Here is a 17,340-nt window from a genome sequence, read left to right on the forward strand (position 1 = left end):
CTAGCTGCGGCTCACCTCGCAGGAACTTTGCGCCAACCACGAGTAGATCAGGATCAACTTTGCCCGGCCGAGCACCAAGCCGCATCAGATCGCGCCAGCCTTCGCGCAGTGTCGGGTCTCTGTTGTCTGCACCAGCAAGACGCTCAAGATGCCAAATCACATCGCCAAGTCGTCCAGAGAGCCCGACCATGCGTCGCTCCAAGTGCAACAAATCTGACAACCAGATGGTCGACTCGGGACGCGCCTCGTAAAGCACATGAAGTTGAACAGCGCGGCGCAGATCGTCTTGAGCATTGAGCCGGGCCTGGAGATCGCCTTCCGCGCCACGATTAAAGCGCTCGGTGTGCTGCAGAACACCGAGCCAGCGCCATAACGCAGTCGCGTTCTCTGGTCCGATCACCCTTTCGTCGATCGCTCGCACAATGAGGGGCGAGACGATGTCGGCGACATCATGCCAGATCTGCCAACCGTCAGCGTCGAGCAGATTGGCATAATCGACAACAAGATCGAGCACGCCAACAAGTCGAGCCGTCGGCAGAAGCCTCACGATTCGGCTGTAGCTGCGTAGCATATGGCGACGTCGCTTATTGGCTCGTGGAAGTGGACTGATCGTCACTCCAATTTCTGCAAACATCGTCGAGACGATCAGATCGTCACTTACGTCGCAATCGATAAGCTCAATCACATTTCGAGCGAGCCGGGTTGCATCTTCGGTACCTGCGTCGCGCAGATCGGCGATCGCCTGCCGCCACCATGTCCGATCTCGGTAGGGAAGCAGCGCCTTTGCGGCGTCCTCGCGCTCGCGATAGAAGCGTTCGGAGGACAGCACTACGCTTTCCAGAGTCGCGGCGAGATCGGCGGCGAGTAGAGTCGTATTGAGTCCTTCGATCAGCAGCGACCGAAAATGCTCGTTGCTTTCTACCGAACTGATAACGGCGGCGATCCTGTCGTGCAGCTCGGGCACCATCAGGCCAGCGACTGCGTGGCTATCTCTGTCCGAAGCACGAAAATAGGGGTCGACTTTGGCAAGAGCATAAAGCGCATCGAACAGGCAGTTCGCCTGCGATAGCGTAAGGCAGGCTGTCTCACCGTAACGCAGGACACCGTATGGATCTGCGGCGATCACCCGCTCGGCCATAGATGGGCTGTGATAGGCGAGCCAAGCATGCAGGCCACGGAGGCTGGCCGGAACACCGCCGCTCCCCTGCAATTGTGTGAGCAGCCGGCGTTGCACACGCGGTGTGCTCGCTTGCTGCGCAAGCCATCGGGCACCTAGATTTTCGGCGATCACCCGATGGATCGGCTTGGCTCGTCCGGCACCCACACTGTGAAAAAGCTTAGACGAGAACACTGTTCGCGCTGCTTCGGCATCAGGCAACCCCTCCAAATCGGCGAGACGAACGTCGCCTTCCTGCACTGCTGCCGGGACGGCCAAGCTTGCTGCTTCGGCGCCGGCGAGCAGCAGGCCAGCAGCAATCGCGCCCGCGGCGGAAAGAGCCTGATCCTCGGTCACCTGCCCTAGCGTTGTATCCTGGCGGTCGGGATCGTGTTCAGGCCAAATCAGCTTGCAGACGCGTTCGAACAAGGCCGAACGCGTCGTCGGAAGATGCATGTCGTGCTCAGCGACTTGGCCCATCAGACCGAGCGTCAGTGGGTTGCGATACAGATCTGCCAGACCGTGTGCATCGAGATGATCAAGCACGTGATCCGCCTCGGCTTTCGCATGGCGCTGGACGAGGAACGTGCCGGCCTCCGCACGCTCTAATGGCTCAAGCGTGAAGATCGTCGGTTCGGCGTTGTAGATCTGGCGCAGATTCGTAGCGGTACGCGCCTGCCATTCGCGGGCGCGGCACGACAGGATAAACTCCGGGGATCCGGCAGCTTCGATCTGTGCCAGGATCGTATCAACCGCGTCGCCTTCCCGACGCGCGATCGCCTCATCGAGCCCATCGATCAGGAGTGGCTTTCCCGGCACAACGAACCTGGCTGGATCCTTGCTCAGCATGAAGCGGACGGCGGTGACTGGCTCCATGTCCAGTCTGCGCCCCAGTTCCCGCATGAGCTCGCTCTTACCCAGGCCCGGTTCGCCGAGAACAATCTTCGCTCCTGGCGTCGCAAGCATCTCGCTTTCATCGACGTGATGCGCTGTGCCTTCGGGATCGGAAAACTGCAGGCGGCGGGGGAAATAGCCCGGCGTGGCCGTGTCCGACCCAATCTTGGTTTCGGTCGCATCTGCAGCGCCGGCAACTGGGTTCGCAGAGGTTGTGGTCACAATCGCCTTTTCACTAATATCGATCAGGCTCGGGGCGACGACGTGGCCGCGTTCTTAACCATGCCGTCTCGACTAACTGCTCCCAGATTGTAGCAATCGGCTCAGACTGTCGTGTCATCATAATTGCGACCGTCGGCATCCATCGAGTTCGCGGGACGACGGCCGCCGCGCTCGAGATCCTCGACCTGCCGCGGCGGACCCTCAACGAGAAGATGGCGCGGCTGGGGATCGACCGGTCCCAGCTGGATTCCTCCGGCTGACGCGCCTCAGTCCCCCTGGATCGCCCGGATGTAGCGCTCGGCCGAGCGCAGCACGGCGCCACGCGCATCGACCCTGACCTGGCGGCCGACGAAGGCGCCGTACAGCCGGTCGAACTCATACGGCGCCACCGCGTCGGCGATGCGCCGCACCGCCGGGGCCGGCAGCGGGATCAGGTTCGGGTAGCTGTACATGAAGGAGACCCAGCGCCGGTCCGGCAGGCCCTGGATGGTATCGCCGCTGAGCAGCACGCCGCGCCCCTCCGCCCCCGCCGCCCAATGCAGCACCGCGGCGCCGGCGAAATGGCCGCCGCAGCGGATCGCGGTGAGGCCGTCGGCCAGCGCCAGGGTCTCGCCCGACCAGAAGGACAGCGCCGGGTCGGGCCGCTGCACCCATTCCCGGTCATCGGCATGGAGATGCACCGGGCAGCCGAAGGTGCGGGCCCATTCCACCATCGTGGTGTAGTAGTGCGGATGCGAGATGGCGATGGCGCGGAGCCCGCCCAGCGCCCGGATCGCCGACACGGTGGCGTCGTCGATCAGCGCCACGCAGTCCCACATCACCACGCCGCCTTCGGGCAGCCGGATCAGGAAGGCGCGCTCGCTGATGCCGAACTCCGGCTCGACCAGGACCTGGTCGAGGCCGGGCTCGATCGCGGTGAAGACGTTGCGGTGGTCGCGCCGCAGCTCCTCCAGCGTCAGCCAGCTCTGCCCGGTCTCGGGCACGAACTGGCGCTCATCCTGGCAGATCGGGCAGGCGGCGGGCGGCAACGGGCTGTCGGGGTATTGGGTGCCGCAGGTGCGGCAGAGATGGAAAGCCATGCCGCGATCCTGTCACGGGATCGCGGAGGCCTCAATGACGGCCGCTGCTCCCCGCACCCAAGCTAGAGCCTCCGCCGCTACGCGAATAGGGCTTGACCTCGACGCCTTCGCAGGCGGCCAGAAGGAGAAGGACGCTAATGAGCGACCCGATCGCGGCGAGATGGGGGATCGACATGGCGGGCTCCATCGTCGTGACTGTCCCAGCCATGTGGTGCCCCCCCGCGACGTGGGGAAGAGCTATCGCGGGCGGCGGGCGACGACAAAAAGCCGCGGGAAGGCCAGCAGCAGCCTGCCATCCGCCTTCGGCCGGTAGGCCTCGGCGATGCGGCTTGTGTAGTCCGCCAGGAAGCCGGCGCGCTGGTCCTCGGTCAGCGGGTCGATGAAAGGCCGCAGGCCGGTGCCCCGCACCCAGTCGACGATCGCCTCGGGCGACGCCATCGGGTGCTGGTAGGCGGTGCGCCAGACATCGGTCTCGGCCGCGAGCGGCGCCAGCAGGTCGTAATAGTCGTCGAGCGGCAGGATCCTGGTGCGCACCAGCGCGGCCTCGCCGATTGTCTCTTTCCACGGCCCGTCACCCGCCACGGCGCGCATCAGCCGGTGCGTCGGCTCCTCGCGGTTATCGGGCATCTGCACCGCCAGCACGCCGCCGGGCGCCAGCAGGCCGAACAGCCGCGGCACCAGCGTCTCATGCCCCCGCACCCATTGCAGCGTGGCGTTGGCGTAGATCAGGTCCGGCGCCGCCTCCGGTTGCCAGACAGCCACGTCATGCCGCTCGAAGCGGCAGCCCGGCAGGCGGGCGCGGGCATCGGCCAGCATCGCCTCGGAGCTGTCGACGCCGATGATCTCCGCCCCCGGAAAGCGCTCGACCAGCAGCTCGGTCGAATTGCCCGGGCCGCAGCCGAGGTCGTAGATCACCAGCGGCCGGCCGGGCTCCGGCGGATCGAGCTCGACCCGGGCCAGCAGGTCGCGGGCCGGGCGCGTGCGCTCGTCCTCGTAGCGGCGGTAGAGGGCTGGGTTCCAGTCGGCCATGGCGTGTCCTCGGCTCGCGGGCGATTGCCCTAGAGATGAGCCGAGGCTGCCATCATGTCCAATAGTGTGATTCCGGCCGATCCATATGCGTTCGATATGAGTCGGCTGAGGCAGGTCACGACCAGTCGCGGATCGCGGCGAGCAGGCCCAGGGTCGAGCCGTCATGCGGCCCCGGCTCCTTCTCGCCCAGCAGCTCGGGCAGGATCGCCTTGGCCAGCTGCTTGCCCAGCTCCACCCCCCACTGGTCGAAGGAGTAGATGTTCCAGATGGTGCCCTGGACGAAGATCTTGTGCTCGTAGAGAGCGACCAGCAGGCCAAGCGTGTAGGGGTCGATCGTCCGCACCAGGATGGTGTTGGACGGGCGGTTGCCCTCGAACACCTTGTACGGCAGCAGCGCCTCCAGCGCCTCCCCGGACAGGCCCGACTTGGTCAGCTCCGCCCGCACCTGGTCCGGCGTCTTGCCGACCATCAGCGCCTCGGTCTGCGCCAGCACGTTGGACAGCAGGATCGGGTGGTGGTCGTCGACCGGGTTGTGGCTTTCCACCGGCGCGATGAAGTCGCAGGGGATCACCTTCGTCCCCTGGTGGATCAGCTGGTAGAAGGAGTGCTGGCCGTTGGTGCCGGGCTCGCCGAAGATCACCGGCCCGGTCTGGTAGTCGACCCGGTGGCCCTGGCGGTCGACCGACTTGCCGTTCGACTCCATGTCCGCCTGCTGCAGATAGGCCGGCAGCCGGTGCAGATACTGGTCGTAGGGCAGCACGGCATGGGTCTGCGCGTCCCAGAAATTGCCGTACCAGACGCCGAGCACGCCCAGCACCGCCGGCAGGTTCTGCTCCAGCGGGGCCGAGCGGAAATGCGCATCCATGGCGCGGCCGCCGGCCAGGAAGCGTTCAAAGGCGTCGGCGCCGATGCCAATCATCACCGGCAGACCGATCGCCGACCACACCGAGTAGCGGCCGCCGACCCAGTCCCAGAAGCCGAACATGTTGGCGGTGTCGATGCCGAACTTCGACACCTCCGCCGCATTGGTCGACAGCGCCGCGAAGTGCTTGGCGATCGCCGCCTCCGGCGCGCCGGAATGCAGGAACCAGCGCCGCGCAGTGTGGGCGTTGGTCAGCGTCTCCTGCGTCGTGAAGGTCTTCGACGCGATCAGGAACAGGCTGGTCTCGGGGTCGATCCGCTTCAGCGTCTCGGCGATGTGGGTGCCGTCGACATTGGAGACGAAGTGCAGCGTGATGCGCGGGTGCTGGTAGGGCCGCAGCGCCTCGGACACCATCACCGGGCCGAGGTCGGAGCCCCCGATGCCGATGTTGATGACGTCGGTGATCGGCTTGCCGGTATAGCCGGTCCAGCTGCCGTCGCGCACGGAGTCGGAGAATTCGCGCATGTGCTTCAGCACGGCCGCCACCTCGGGCAGCACGTTCTGGCCATCAACGGCGACCGAGCCGGTCAGCTCGGCCCTGAGCGCAGTGTGGAGCACGGCGCGGTGCTCGGTGCCGTTGATCAGGTCACCGGCGAACATGCGGTCGCGCCAGCCCTCGACGTCCTGCTGGCGCGCCAGGGCGAAGAGGAGACCCAGCGTCTCCTCGGTCACCCGGTTCTTCGAGTAGTCGAGCAGCACCTCGCCGAGGCGCAGCGAGAAGCGGTCGAAGCGCTTCGGGTCGGCGGCGAAGAGGTCGCGCATATGCACGCCCTCCATCGCGGTGCGGTGCGCGTCGAGCGCGGTCCAGGCAGGCGAGCGGGTCAGATCGGACATGGGCAGGCGCCTCCGGTGCGGCAGCGTGTCGGATCAAAGAAGACAGGCCGGCATTGGCCGGCCCGTGGAACTCACACCCCTCAGAAGCTCGGAACGAGGCCTTCGAGCGGCGCCTGGCGCTTGCGGATGATGATCGGCGTGTCGCCGGTGCTCAGCGGCTTGCCGGTCTCGGCATTGGTGTTGAGCCGCGCCGATTCCTTGTAGGGGTCGACCACGGTGCCGGGCAGCGGCTTCGAGTTCCAGAACATCAGCCGGTCGACGAGGCCGTCCTCGCTGGCCGCGATCTGGGTCGTCTCCTGGTCGACGGTCGAACGGATGTCCGGCTGTGCCTGCCCGGCCTTGGCCAGCACCGCGGCGGCGCCGGGACCGGTCGCGGCCGGGGCGGCCTGGCCGCGCGTCACCTTCTGGCCCTGGCCGAACAGGATGGCCTCGGCCTGCTCGCGCGGCTGGGCCTCCTGCGGCCGCGGCGCGCCGGGCGTCGGCGGCGGCAGCTCGTCCATCGAGGTCGGCATGGCCAGCGGCGCGCGGGGCATCACCGCGAATTCGTCCGGAGTCGACCGGTCGTAGCCGATCATCTCCTGCACGGTCTGGCTGTTCTCGCCGCAGCCGGCGACGGCCAGGGTGACAACGATCAGGCCGGTCAGCGTGACCAGCCGGCCCCGCCGCGCCCGGCCGGGCTGGGAAGGGGAGGTGGACTGGAGAAAACGAGACTGCCCGCTCACGATCTGTTCCTCTGCTGCGCCGGCACCGGATGCTCCCGCCGGCCGAACAGGCTGTCGGCGATCAGCAGCATCACCCCGATGCTGATCGCGCTGTCGGCGACGTTGAACACCCAGAAGGAATACTCCCCGGCGTGAAAATGCAAGAAATCGGCGACGGCGCCGAAGCGCAGCCGGTCGATCACATTCCCGATCGCCCCGCCGATGATCAGCCCGACGCCGAGGGCGACGAGACCGCGATCGTTGCGCGCAAGCCACACCAGAAGGCCTGCGACGACGGCGACCGCGACCGCCGACAGCCCCCAGCGCGCCAGCGGCGCGTCGCCGGCGAGGAGACCGAAGCTGATTCCATAGTTCCAGACCATGGCAAAATCGAGGAAGCCGGTGATCCGGATCGGCGGTGCCCAGCTGGCGGTGGTGATCGGCTCCGGCAGCCCAAACAGGACCTTCAGCACCCACCATTTGCTGAGCTGGTCGGCGATCAGGATCAGTGTGGCGATGATCAGGCCGCGCCGGAACAGCCGCGCATCGGTCATGCCGAGGCCCCGATCGCGTCGACGGCGTCGGCGCAGCGGCTGCACAGATCCGGATGGGCGGCGGCCGTGCCGACCTCAGGCAGGACCCGCCAGCAGCGCTCGCAGCGATGGCCATCGGCCGAAGACACGGTCACGCCCACGCCCGGGACATCGGCCAAAGTGAAGGCGCCATCCGGCACCGCACCGGTTTCGACCGTCAGCCCCGAGGTGATGCAGGTCTCGGCGAAGTCGAGGCTGCGCAGCAGCTCGGCCTCGGCCGCGCCGGCATGCACCACCGGATGGGCTTGAAGCGACGAGCCGATGCGCTTGGCCGCGCGCTCCACCTCAAGCGCGCCGGTGACCACGCGGCGCAGGTCGCGCAGCCGGGCCCAGCGCGCAGCAAGATCGTCATCGCGCCATGCCTCCGGCACCTCCGGGAAGGTGCGGAGATGGACGCTGACATCCGCCCCGTCGCCGTACCGGGCCAGCCAGGCCTCCTCCGCCGTGAAACAGAGGATCGGCGCCAGCCAGACCGTCAGATGGTCGAACAGGATGTCGAGCACGGTGCGCACCGCGCGGCGGCGCGGATCGTCCGGCCGGTCGCAGTACAGCGAGTCCTTGCGGATGTCGAAATAGAAGGCCGACAGGTCCACGGCGCAGAAGTTGTGCAGCGCCGTCGACATGGCGTGGAAATCGTAGGCCTCGACCGCCCGGCGGATCGTGCCATCCAGCTCCCACAGCCGGTGCAGCACCCAGCGCTCCAACTCCGGCAGCTCGGCGGCGGGCAGCCGCTCGCTGTCCTGGAATCCATCGAGGGCGCCGAGCAGGTAGCGCAGCGTGTTGCGCAGCCGGCGATAGGCGTCGGCCTGGTACTTCAGGATCTCCTTGCCGATCCGCATGTCTTCGGAATAGTCGGTCGAGACCACCCAGAGGCGCAGGATGTCGGCGCCCGACTGGTCGATGACCGTCTGCGGCTCCACACCATTGCCGAGCGACTTCGACATCTTCCGGCCCTGCTCGTCGAGCGTGAAGCCATGCGTCAGCACCGCGTCATAGGGCGCCCGGCCACGGGTACCGCAGCTTTCCAGGAGCGAGGAGTGGAACCAGCCGCGATGCTGGTCCGAGCCTTCGAGATAGAGGTCGGCCGGCCATTTCAGCTCCGGCCGCTGCTCCAGCACGAAGGCGTGGGACGAGCCGGATTCGAACCAGACGTCGACGATGTCGAAGATCTGCTCGTAATCCTCGGCCTTGAAGTTCTCACCGAGGAAGAACTGAGCGTCGTGCTTGTACCAAGCGTCCGAGCCCTCGAGCTCGAAGGCTGCGGCGACGCGCTGGCACACCGCAGGGTCGCGCAGCGGCTCGCCGGTCCGCTTGTCGACGAAGATCGCGATCGGCACGCCCCAGGCGCGCTGGCGGCTGATCACCCAGTCAGGCCGGCTCTCGATCATCGAGGACAGCCGGTTGTAGCCCTGCTCGGGCACGAAGCGGGTGTGCTTCAGCGCCTCCAGCGCTGTCTCGCGCAGCCCGTTCGTCTCCATCGAGATGAACCATTGCGGCGTGGCGCGGAAGATCAGCGGCGCCTTGGACCGCCAGCTATGCGGGTAGGAGTGGCGGATCTGGCCCTTGGCCAGGAGGCCGCCTGCAGCCTCGACCGCCGCGGTGACGACCTTGTTGGCGTCGCCCTTCTTGCCGTCCGGCCGATAGATCACATGGCCGGCGAACAGCGGCACGCTGACATGGTAGCGGCCGTCCTCGGTCACCGTCTCGGTCGCGGCGATGCCGTGGGCGCGGCCGAGATCGAAATCGTCGGCGCCGTGGCTGGGCGCGGTGTGGACCAAGCCGGTGCCGGCATCGACCGTGACATGGCCGCCGGGCAGGAACGGCACCTCAAAGTCATAGCCCTGCCCCGCCAGCGGATGGCTGGCGACAGAGCCGGCCAGGGCCGAGCCCGGGAACTTGTCGATCGCGGTCCAGCCGGTGACGGCGAGGTCCTTCGCCATCGTGTCGGCCAGCGCCGTCGCCAGCAGCAGGGTCTCGCCCGGCTGGGCCAGGCTGCCCTCGGCCACGGTGTCGACCCGGTAGACGCCATATTCGAAATCCGGGCCATAGGCCATGGCGCGATTGGCCGGCAGGGTCCAGGGCGTGGTGGTCCAGGCCACCGCCACGGCGCCGTCGAGCGACGGCCGCGACGCCCTGGTCACCGGGAAGCGCACCCAGACCATGTCCGAGGTCAGGTCCTGGTACTCGACCTCGGCCTCGGCCAAAGCAGTCTTCTCGACCACCGACCACAGCACCGGCTTCAGCCCGCGATACAGGCCACCGTTCAGCAGGAACTTGTGGATCTCGCGGACGATCTGCGCCTCGGCCGGGTCGGTCATGGTCAGGTACGGATCGGCCCAGTCGCCCATCACGCCGAGGCGCTGGAACTGCTCCGACTGCACCCCGACCCAGTGCCGGGCGAAGGCGCGGCATTCCTCGCGGAACTGCAGCACCGGCACCGCATCCTTGTCCTGGCCGGCCTTGCGGTACTTCTCCTCGATCTTCCACTCGATCGGCAGGCCGTGGCAGTCCCAGCCCGGGACATAGACCGAATCCCGGCCCAGCATCTGCCGGGTGCGGACGACGAGGTCCTTGAGGATCTTGTTGACCGCATGGCCGATATGGATGTCGGCATTGGCGTAGGGCGGGCCGTCATGCAGCACGAACTTCTCGCGGCCCTTCGAGGCGGCGCGGATCCGGCCGAGCAGGTCGTTCGCCGCCCAGCGGGCCAGCAGCTCCGGCTCCTTCTGCGGCAGGCCGCCACGCATCGGGAAGTCCGTCTTCGGCAGGAAGACGGTGGATCGGTAATCGGGCGCGGCCGGGGCGGCGGCGGCGCCCGGTGTCTCGGCAGGCTGGGCGGTCATGACATGAGGGCTCGTGGATCCACGCGGGGGTCAATACCCGCTTTGACGATCGGATGCCAGCCGGACGACCCGGCGGGCCGTGGAGCGGCATGATGCGAGGGGTGCGCGCGGCGCGGTGACCCGACCCCCGTCAGAGGGCCGGGCGGATAATTCGGAACAGGGCGGCCGGCTTGCGCATGGACGCCATCGTACCGGATGGGCGCCCGGGGTCAAGGCGCGCGACTGACCTGGAGAGTCAGTCGACAGCGTGCTAGAATGTGTACAAATCAACACAAAGGTTGTGCGATGACCGCCAGCACCACCATGACGATCCGGATCAGGCCCGATGTAAAAGAAAAGCTTGACCGGATCGCAGCCGACACGCGGCGGAGCAGGTCGTTCCTCGCCGGCGAAGCGGTTGCGGCCTATGTCGATCGCGAGCTTGAAATCATCGAGGGCATCAAGCGCGGCATGGCCGACGCAGAGACTGGCCGGATCGTGCCGCACGATGAGGCTATGGCTGAAATCTATGCCGCCATCGAGGCGGCGGAAGCGAAGCGATCAGGCAACTCGTGAAGCGGCCTGTCGGCTGGTCGCGCGAAGCCCTGGACGACATCAAAAGTCAGGTTGTGTTCATCGCGCGGGATGATCCCCTAGCCGCAAGGCGGATCGCCGATCGCCTTCGAGATACAGGCGAAGCTCTTGGCAACCTCGCTACGGGCCGGCCGGGGCGCGTGACCGGCACCTACGAGAAATCGGGGAGCCGCCTCCCCTACATCATTGCCTATGAGCTGCGACCGATCGCTGGCGGGGAAAGCGTCGTTATTCTGCGCGTGATCCATACGGCGCGGGACTGGCCAGCGGAGGAATGGCCAAACTGACTTGGTAGCGGCTTATACCAAGCACCATAAACAATGACCCGTCATCCCGTGCGCAGCGCAGCATGCAATGATGCGCTGCGCACGGGATCTCTGTGAGATCGTGCCGAGATCCCGTGTCTGCGCAGCGGCACTTCGCGCCGCAGCGCGCACGGGATGACGAGGCAATATTTTCGATCCTTGGTATTACCGCGCCAGCACCTGCCGGGCGGCCTCGCAGTCGCGGTCGATCTGGGCGATCAGCGCTTCGAGCGAGTCGAATTTCTCCTCGCCGCGCAGCCATTCCACCAGCTGCACCCGCAGATGGCGATGGTAGAGGTCGCCGGAGAAATCGAACAGATAGGCCTCGAGCAGCGGCGTCTCGGTCCGCCACATCGGCCGGATGCCGAGATTGGCGACGCCGTCATGCCAGGCCAGCGGCCCGCCCTCGTCCACGGCGCAGCGCACGGCGTAGATGCCGTAGGCCGGGCGCAGGAAATCGCCGAGCTCGACATTGGCGGTCGGGAAGCCGAGCTCGCGGCCGCGCTTGTCGCCATGCTCGACCCGGCCCTCGATCTCCCAGGGCCGGCCCAGGATCTCGGCGGCGCCGTGGGTGTCGCCGGCGGCCAGGAGCTCGCGCGCCCGGCTGGAGGAATAGAGGCCGCCGGTCTCGTCCGAGGCCTGGGTGACGATGGTGACGCCGAAGCCGAGCCGTCGGCCGAAGGCGGTCAGCGTCTCCGGCGTGCCGGCGCGGCGATGGCCGAAGCAGAAATCATAGCCGACCACGACATGGCGGGCGCCCATCGCTCCGACCAGGATGGTCTGGATGAAATCCTCGGCCGAGCGGGCGGCGAAGTCCCGGTCGAAATGCAGCACCACATGCAGGTCGACGCCGAGCGCCTCCAGGAGCCGCGCCTTGATCCGGAACGGGGTCAGCCGGAACGGCGGGTCGTCGGGGCGGAACAGGCTGCGCGGATGCGGCTCGAAGCTGAGCACGCAGAGCGGCACGCCGAGCCGCCGCGCCTCGGCCTGGGCGGCCGCGACCACGGTCTGGTGGCCGCGATGCACGCCGTCGAAATTGCCGATGGCGACCACCGCGCCGCGCGCCGCTGCCGGCAGGTTCTCGGTGTGGCGGAAGATCTGCATGGCCCTCGTCCCGGCCCGGCCGGTCGTGCCGGGCCCGTTGGATATAGCGAGGACCGGCGCCGCCAGCCAGGGGGCAGGCCAGTGCGGCCACCGGCTAGGACGGTGTCGCGCCCATCCGGCGCCGGCCGGGCAGCAGCAGCGCGGTCGGCGCCAGGCGGCGCTGCACCAGATAGATCGGCCCGGCCGGCATGTTGTCGGTGACCACCAGATGCAGCGTCGCCGTGCCGCCGGGCGGGATGGCGCCGCCTTCGAACACCAGCCCGTCATGCGGCTCGTCGACCACCCGGCCGGAGGCGAAGCCCTCGGCCCAGATCGACCGCGTCACATGCGGCCCCTGGGCAAAGGACAGGCCGTCATCATAGGTGCTGCCCTCGCCGCGGTGCCGCTCCAGCTCGACCGGGAAGTCCTGCCAGGTCTGGTTGGTGTCGTTGCGCACGACCTTGGTCAGGGCGAAGCCGGTGAGGTGGGCCGTGGCGATGCGGTTGCCGAAGCCGGTGGTCAGCCCGGTGATGGTCAATGCCGCCTCGCCATTGCCGGTGATCCGCTCGACCACCACGAAGGGATCGTCGAGCCGCCCGGTCCCGCTGGCGGATTCGAGCACGAAGCCGCCCTCGGAATCGCTGAACACCAGCCCCGCGGCCGAGACCTCGCCCGCCCGCGCCGCGCCTGCGAACCACAGGCACAGCAGCAGGCCGGACATCGCCGCTTTCACGGCACGGCCCGGGCGACGCGCCGTGAGCGCGGCGGCAGGGACGCGGTCGGCTGGATCCGCCGCTGCACCACGTAGAAATGCGCCGACGGAGTGTTGTCGGTGACCACGACGCGCAGCACCACTGTCGCGCCGGGCGCTACCGTGCCGTCGTGGAACAGCACCATGTCGCGCGGCTCGTCATACATCTGGGCCACGGTGAACCGGTCGGCGCGGATGCCGCGCACCGCGTCGGGCGCCTGGGCGAAGGACAGGCCGTCGCCATAGGGGCTCTGGTCGCCGCGCTGCTCCTGCAGCTCGACCGGGAAGTCGCGCCAGGTCTCCGCGGTGTCGTTGTGCACCACCTTGACCAGGGCGAAACCGGCCAGATGCGCGGTGCCGACCTGATTGCCGAAGGCCGGCGTCAGCCCGGTGACGGTGAGCGCCGCCTCGCCCTTGCCGGTGATCCGCTCGACCACCACGAAGGGGTCGTCGAGCCGCCCGGTCCCGGTCGCCGATTCGAGCACGAAGCCGCCTTCCGCGTCGCTGAAGGTGATCCCCGCGACCGTCATCTCTGCCGCGTGGGCGGCCACCCCCCATGCCGCCAGGACGATGACGGGGGCGCATAACGCCGAGCGCCTCATGCCGACCAGTGTGGCCGTCCGCCGCCTCGCGGTAAAGGGGCTCGCGGCAGAGCCCGATCGCCGCGGCTTGCTTTTATGTTTATTTATCATAAAGCTTTAGATAATTACTCGCCGCCGTTGCCGGCCCGCCGAAACCGACCGCGAGCATATGACTGCAGAGCTGACCGAAGCCGCCATCGCCGTCCTCCGGGCCAATGACCGGGGTGGCCATACCGTGCCGACCGCCGCCAGCCCCGCCGCGGCGCAGCGGAACTGGGACTCCAGCCTGACCGCGATCGGCCTCGCCCAGTTCGACGAGGACCGCGCCTGGACCGAGATCGAGACCCTGCTGGCCGGGCAGGAACCGGACGGCATGGTGCCGCACATCCTGGTCCATGGCGGCGATCCCGGCGATGACGGCTCCGCGGCCCCAGGCCTCACCCACCCGCCGGTCGCCACCACCGCCGCCCGCCATCTGTTCGAGCGCTTCGGGGTGCGGCGGTCGCGCCCTCGCCTGCGAAGCCTGGCGCCGAAGCTGCTGGCCTGCCACCGCTGGTTCGCCGCGGCGCGGGATCCCGAGGGCATCGGGCTGGCGGCGATCATCGATCCGGAGGAGAGCGCGATGCCGGGCAGCCCGGCCTGGGATGCCGCGCCGGCCCCGTTCCGCGTCGCCGACATCGGCTTCAACGCCATGCTGCAGCGCGCCAACCGCGACCTGCGCTTCCTGCTCGACATGACCGACGACCGCGCCGGCATGGCCGAGGTCGACCGCATGATCGCCCGGACCCGGGCGGCGCTGGAGGCGTGCTGGGTCAGGGCCGACGGCGCCTATCACTCGCGCGACGCCGGCAGCGGGCAGCCGATCCGCCAGCCCGGCATCGGCGGCCTGCTGCCGCTCTATGCCGATCCGGCCCTGGCGACACGGCACCCGGCCCTGCCGGCCCGGCTGGAGCGCTGGCTGGACCAGGCGGCCGTCGCGGTGCCGAGCGTCGAGCCCGGCCAGCCCGAATTCGATCCCGGGCGGCCCTGGCGCGGCGCGGTCTCGCTGCCGGTCAACTGGATGCTCTATGACGGGATCAAGCGCGCCGGGCGGCAGGACCTGGCGGCGCGCATCCGCCGCGACAGCATGGCCGTTGCCGCGCGCAGCGGCTTCCGCGAATACTTCGACCCGATCACCGGCGAGGGGCTCGGCGGCACCGACGTCTCCTCGACCGCAGCCATGGTGCTGCTGTTCGCCGGCCTCGAGGACTGACGACGGAACGGGCGCATGGCGGATCGCAAACGGGTGGGCATCGTCGAACTCGCCCGGTCGCTCGGACTGTCGACCTACACCGTCTCCCGCGCCCTCAACGGCCACAGCGACGTCGCCGACGACACCCGCAAGCGGGTGCTGGCGGCGGCGGCCGAGGTCGGCTACATGCCGAACGCGCTCGGCCGCACCCTGCGCCGCGGCCGGACCGACGCGGTCGGCTTCCTGCTCACGCCGTCGCCCGCCGGCCTGGTCGACAGCTATTTCCTGCCGCTCCTGACCGGCATCGACGCGGTGCTGGCGCCGGCCGGCTATGCCGTCCTGGTCGCCGGCGCTGCGCCGGACTGCCAGGAGATCGAGGTGCTGCGCCGGCTGGTCGAAGGCCGGCGGGTCGACGCGGTGATCCTGACCCGGGTGCGGGTCGAGGATCCGCGCGCCGCCTATCTGCGCCGGCTGGACTTCCCCTTCGTCATGCTCGGCCGTGACGGCGAGCGGCCGGAGACGCCCTTCGTCGACGCCGACCACCGAGCCAGCGGCCGGGCCGCGACTGCCTGGCTGGCCGCCCGCGGCCATCGCCGCATCGGCCTGATCAACACGCCGGCGCAGGTCAATGCCAGCCGGCAGCGGCTGATCGGATGGCAGGAGGCGCTGGCCGAGGCCGGCCTGGCCGCCGACCCGGCCTGGCACCGCTGCGGCGACTACACCGCCGAGACCGGCCGGCGCCAGGCCCAGGCCCTGCTGGCGCTGTCGCCGCGGCCGACGGCGATCCTGTGCGGCAATGACGAGATGGCGTTTGGCGCCGCCGAGGCGGTGCGCGCCGCCGGCCTCCTGGTCGGCGTCGACGTCTCGATCATCGGCTGCGACGACATCCCGATCGCGGCGCTGGCCAACCCGCCGCTGACCACCTTCCGCACCTCGCAGCGCCCCTTCGGCGAGCGCCTGGCCAAGCAGGTCCTAGCGCTGCTGCGCGGCGAGACGCCGCCGTCGCAGCTGGGCGTGCCGGAGCTGATCGAGCGCGGATCGGCCGGGCCGGCGCCCGCGGAGTCCGGCTAGCCCAGCCCCAGATCGTCCCGCCGGACCACGTCGGGAAGCGGCCCGAGCGCCTGCAGCAGCTCGGCCACGCTGCGGCCCTCGACCGGATGGATCCAGCCTGCGGCGACGTCGGCGGCGGGGGCCAGGACGAAGCCGCGCTCCGCCATCCGCGGATGCGGCACCACCAGCTCCGCCCGGTCGACGACCCGGTCGCCGTAGAGCAGCAGGTCGAGATCGATCAACCGCGGCCCGTTCGGGCGGCTGGGAACCCGGCCGATCTCCGCCTCCGCCGCCTTCAGCCGTGCCAGCAGCGCCTCGGGCGCGAGGCCGGTGCGGGCGGCGACGCACATGTTGAGGAAGGCGCCCTGGTCGGTGTCGTACATCGGCGCCGTCTCATAGACGGCAGAGACGGCGTCGACCGTGGTCTCGCGGCGCAGCCAGGCGATCGCGCGGCGCAGATTGGCCTCGCGGTCGCCGAGATTGGTGCCGAGCGCGAACAGGACGGGGACCATGGCTCGCTCCGGGCTTGCTCCGGGCCTAATCCGCGCTTCGACGCGAATCGGCCGATCGGTGTCGCGGCCCCAGTGGCGCGGGGCGGCGGCGTTATGGCCTTGTCCGGTGGAAATGTCGAGCCGGGGGCGCCGCGGTGGTGTATTCCCGGGCCGGACGTCAACGGGACCTCGCCATGGCCGAAGCCGCCGCCCTGCTGGGCAAGCCGATCGCGGAGCGGATCCGATCGCGGATCCTGGCCGAGGTGCCGCCCGGCCTCCGCCCCTGCCTGGCCGTGGTGGTGGCCAGCGACGACGCCGCCGTCGCCCGCTACGCCGCCGCCAAGCAGCGCACCGCCGACGCGCTGGGCCTCGGCTTCCGGGTCGAGACGGTCGATCCCGCCGGCGGCCAAGCCGCGCTCGACGCCCGCATCGCCGCGCTGTCGGCCGATCCCGGGGTGCACGGCATCCTGCTGGAGCTGCCGCTGGCGGCCGGGCTGGATGTCGAGATCGCGATCCGGCAGCTCGACCCGCTGAAGGATGTCGACGGGCTGACACCGCACAATCTCGGCCTGATCGCCGCCGGGCGCGAGGCCGACGCGCTGCTGCCGGCCACCCCGGCCGCCTGCATCCAGCTGGCCGAGACCGTGGCCGACCTGAAGGGCGCCCGCGCCGTCGTGGTCGGTCGCGGCCGCGCCGTCGGCCGGGCGCTGGCGCCGATGCTGGTCAACCGCGACGCCACGGTGACGGTCTGCCACAGCCGCACCCGCGACCTCGCCGCCGCGATCGCCGCCGCCGCCATCGTCTTCGTCGCCGCCGGCCGGCCCGGCCTGGTCGGCGCGGCCATGGTCCGGCCAGGCCAGGTGGTGGTCGATGCCGGCATCTCGGTGGTCGACGGCCGGGTGGTCGGCGATGTCGACGCCGACAGCGTCCGCCCCATCGTTGCGGCACTGACGCCGGTGCCGGGCGGCGTGGGGGGGGGGGGGGGGCCCCGCCGGGAGGAGA

Annotated in this window: 15 protein-coding genes and 1 pseudogene; 5 read left to right on the forward strand and 11 right to left on the reverse strand. The window is 69.1% G+C overall.

Annotated features, from left to right (window positions below; translation table 11 throughout):
• The 7 genes and pseudogenes from AAHM41_RS31865 to ileS form a co-directional block, all read right to left on the reverse strand.
• Positions 1 to 2,272, reverse strand: a pseudogene (locus AAHM41_RS31865) (NACHT domain-containing protein); the annotation flags it as partial.
• A 266-nt stretch (positions 2,273 to 2,538) separates the two neighbouring features.
• Entirely contained in the window at positions 2,539 to 3,351 is an 813-nt protein-coding gene (locus AAHM41_RS31870) for an MBL fold metallo-hydrolase (RefSeq protein ID WP_342240661.1), read from the reverse strand.
• A gap of 237 nt (positions 3,352 to 3,588) precedes the next feature.
• Positions 3,589 to 4,380 (reverse strand): trans-aconitate 2-methyltransferase, encoded by a 792-nt coding sequence (gene tam, locus AAHM41_RS31875; protein ID WP_342240662.1) that lies wholly within the window; start codon positions 4,378 to 4,380, stop codon positions 3,589 to 3,591.
• 115 nt (positions 4,381 to 4,495) lie between these two features.
• Positions 4,496 to 6,136, reverse strand: coding sequence for a glucose-6-phosphate isomerase (pgi, locus tag AAHM41_RS31880; RefSeq protein ID WP_342240663.1), 1,641 nt, complete (start codon positions 6,134 to 6,136; stop codon positions 4,496 to 4,498).
• A gap of 80 nt (positions 6,137 to 6,216) precedes the next feature.
• Positions 6,217 to 6,858 (reverse strand): DUF3035 domain-containing protein, encoded by a 642-nt coding sequence (locus tag AAHM41_RS31885; protein ID WP_342240664.1) that lies wholly within the window; start codon positions 6,856 to 6,858, stop codon positions 6,217 to 6,219.
• The gene (lspA, locus tag AAHM41_RS31890) at positions 6,855 to 7,391 is read right to left on the reverse strand and encodes a signal peptidase II (protein WP_342240665.1); all 537 of its coding nucleotides are present in this window, start codon (positions 7,389 to 7,391) and stop codon (positions 6,855 to 6,857) included. Before lspA ends, AAHM41_RS31885 begins: the two co-directional genes overlap by 4 nt.
• Positions 7,388 to 10,273: an isoleucine--tRNA ligase gene (gene ileS, locus AAHM41_RS31895; RefSeq protein ID WP_342240666.1), complete on the reverse strand. Its 2,886-nt coding sequence runs from the start codon at positions 10,271 to 10,273 to the stop codon at positions 7,388 to 7,390. Before ileS ends, lspA begins: the two co-directional genes overlap by 4 nt.
• A gap of 285 nt (positions 10,274 to 10,558) precedes the next feature.
• On the opposite strand from ileS, the gene AAHM41_RS31900 reads away from it, so the two are divergent.
• The gene (locus AAHM41_RS31900; protein WP_342240667.1) at positions 10,559 to 10,828 is read left to right on the forward strand and encodes a CopG family ribbon-helix-helix protein; all 270 of its coding nucleotides are present in this window, start codon (positions 10,559 to 10,561) and stop codon (positions 10,826 to 10,828) included.
• Positions 10,825 to 11,133 carry a type II toxin-antitoxin system RelE/ParE family toxin gene (locus AAHM41_RS31905; RefSeq protein WP_342240668.1) on the forward strand — a complete coding sequence of 103 codons (309 nt, stop codon included), beginning with the start codon at positions 10,825 to 10,827 and terminating at the stop codon, positions 11,131 to 11,133. Before AAHM41_RS31900 ends, AAHM41_RS31905 begins: the two co-directional genes overlap by 4 nt.
• 183 nt (positions 11,134 to 11,316) lie before the next feature.
• Here AAHM41_RS31905 and AAHM41_RS31910 read toward each other — a convergent pair whose 3' ends face one another.
• From AAHM41_RS31910 to AAHM41_RS31920, 3 genes are all read right to left on the reverse strand, one after another.
• On the reverse strand, positions 11,317 to 12,255 hold the full coding sequence (locus AAHM41_RS31910) for a bifunctional riboflavin kinase/FAD synthetase (RefSeq protein ID WP_342240669.1): 939 nt from the start codon (positions 12,253 to 12,255) through the stop codon (positions 11,317 to 11,319).
• Positions 12,256 to 12,349: 94 nt separating this feature from the next.
• Positions 12,350 to 12,955 (reverse strand): hypothetical protein, encoded by a 606-nt coding sequence (locus tag AAHM41_RS31915; RefSeq protein WP_342240670.1) that lies wholly within the window; start codon positions 12,953 to 12,955, stop codon positions 12,350 to 12,352.
• 8 nt (positions 12,956 to 12,963) lie between these two features.
• Complete coding sequence (locus AAHM41_RS31920) at positions 12,964 to 13,515, reverse strand: hypothetical protein (RefSeq protein ID WP_342240671.1); 552 nt, start codon at positions 13,513 to 13,515, stop codon at positions 12,964 to 12,966.
• A 220-nt stretch (positions 13,516 to 13,735) separates the two neighbouring features.
• Between AAHM41_RS31920 and AAHM41_RS31925 the strand changes: the two genes are divergently transcribed.
• Positions 13,736 to 14,818: an MGH1-like glycoside hydrolase domain-containing protein gene (locus AAHM41_RS31925; RefSeq protein WP_342240672.1), complete on the forward strand. Its 1,083-nt coding sequence runs from the start codon at positions 13,736 to 13,738 to the stop codon at positions 14,816 to 14,818.
• 15 nt (positions 14,819 to 14,833) lie between these two features.
• Positions 14,834 to 15,868 (forward strand): LacI family DNA-binding transcriptional regulator, encoded by a 1,035-nt coding sequence (locus AAHM41_RS31930; protein WP_342240673.1) that lies wholly within the window; start codon positions 14,834 to 14,836, stop codon positions 15,866 to 15,868.
• On the opposite strand, the gene folK is transcribed toward AAHM41_RS31930, so the two are convergent.
• On the reverse strand, positions 15,865 to 16,359 hold the full coding sequence (gene folK, locus AAHM41_RS31935) for a 2-amino-4-hydroxy-6-hydroxymethyldihydropteridine diphosphokinase (protein ID WP_342240674.1): 495 nt from the start codon (positions 16,357 to 16,359) through the stop codon (positions 15,865 to 15,867). The two genes, AAHM41_RS31930 and folK, sit on opposite strands and share 4 nt — an antisense overlap.
• A gap of 173 nt (positions 16,360 to 16,532) precedes the next feature.
• Here folK and AAHM41_RS31940 point away from each other — a divergent pair.
• Positions 16,533 to 17,340, forward strand: an 808-nt coding sequence (locus AAHM41_RS31940) for a bifunctional 5,10-methylenetetrahydrofolate dehydrogenase/5,10-methenyltetrahydrofolate cyclohydrolase (protein ID WP_342240675.1), incomplete at its 3' end; no start/stop codon positions are given.

The sequence above is a fragment of the Inquilinus sp. OTU3971 genome (assembly GCF_038440215.1).

What these genes read in the sequence shown, in the direction of transcription:
- AAHM41_RS31870 (WP_342240661.1), bottom strand. Translation starts at nt 3,351, where the DNA reads ATGGCTTTCCATCTCTGCCGCACCTGCGGCACCCAATACCCCGACAGC.
- tam (WP_342240662.1), bottom strand. Translation starts at nt 4,380, where the DNA reads ATGGCCGACTGGAACCCAGCCCTCTACCGCCGCTACGAGGACGAGCGC.
- pgi (WP_342240663.1), bottom strand. Translation starts at nt 6,136, where the DNA reads ATGTCCGATCTGACCCGCTCGCCTGCCTGGACCGCGCTCGACGCGCAC.
- lspA (WP_342240665.1), bottom strand. Translation starts at nt 7,391, where the DNA reads ATGACCGATGCGCGGCTGTTCCGGCGCGGCCTGATCATCGCCACACTG.
- ileS (WP_342240666.1), bottom strand. Translation starts at nt 10,273, where the DNA reads ATGACCGCCCAGCCTGCCGAGACACCGGGCGCCGCCGCCGCCCCGGCC.
- AAHM41_RS31900 (WP_342240667.1), top strand. Translation starts at nt 10,559, where the DNA reads ATGACCGCCAGCACCACCATGACGATCCGGATCAGGCCCGATGTAAAA.
- AAHM41_RS31910 (WP_342240669.1), bottom strand. Translation starts at nt 12,255, where the DNA reads ATGCAGATCTTCCGCCACACCGAGAACCTGCCGGCAGCGGCGCGCGGC.
- AAHM41_RS31915 (WP_342240670.1), bottom strand. Translation starts at nt 12,955, where the DNA reads ATGTCCGGCCTGCTGCTGTGCCTGTGGTTCGCAGGCGCGGCGCGGGCG.
- AAHM41_RS31920 (WP_342240671.1), bottom strand. Translation starts at nt 13,515, where the DNA reads ATGACGGTCGCGGGGATCACCTTCAGCGACGCGGAAGGCGGCTTCGTG.
- AAHM41_RS31925 (WP_342240672.1), top strand. Translation starts at nt 13,736, where the DNA reads ATGACTGCAGAGCTGACCGAAGCCGCCATCGCCGTCCTCCGGGCCAAT.
- AAHM41_RS31930 (WP_342240673.1), top strand. Translation starts at nt 14,834, where the DNA reads ATGGCGGATCGCAAACGGGTGGGCATCGTCGAACTCGCCCGGTCGCTC.
- folK (WP_342240674.1), bottom strand. Translation starts at nt 16,359, where the DNA reads ATGGTCCCCGTCCTGTTCGCGCTCGGCACCAATCTCGGCGACCGCGAG.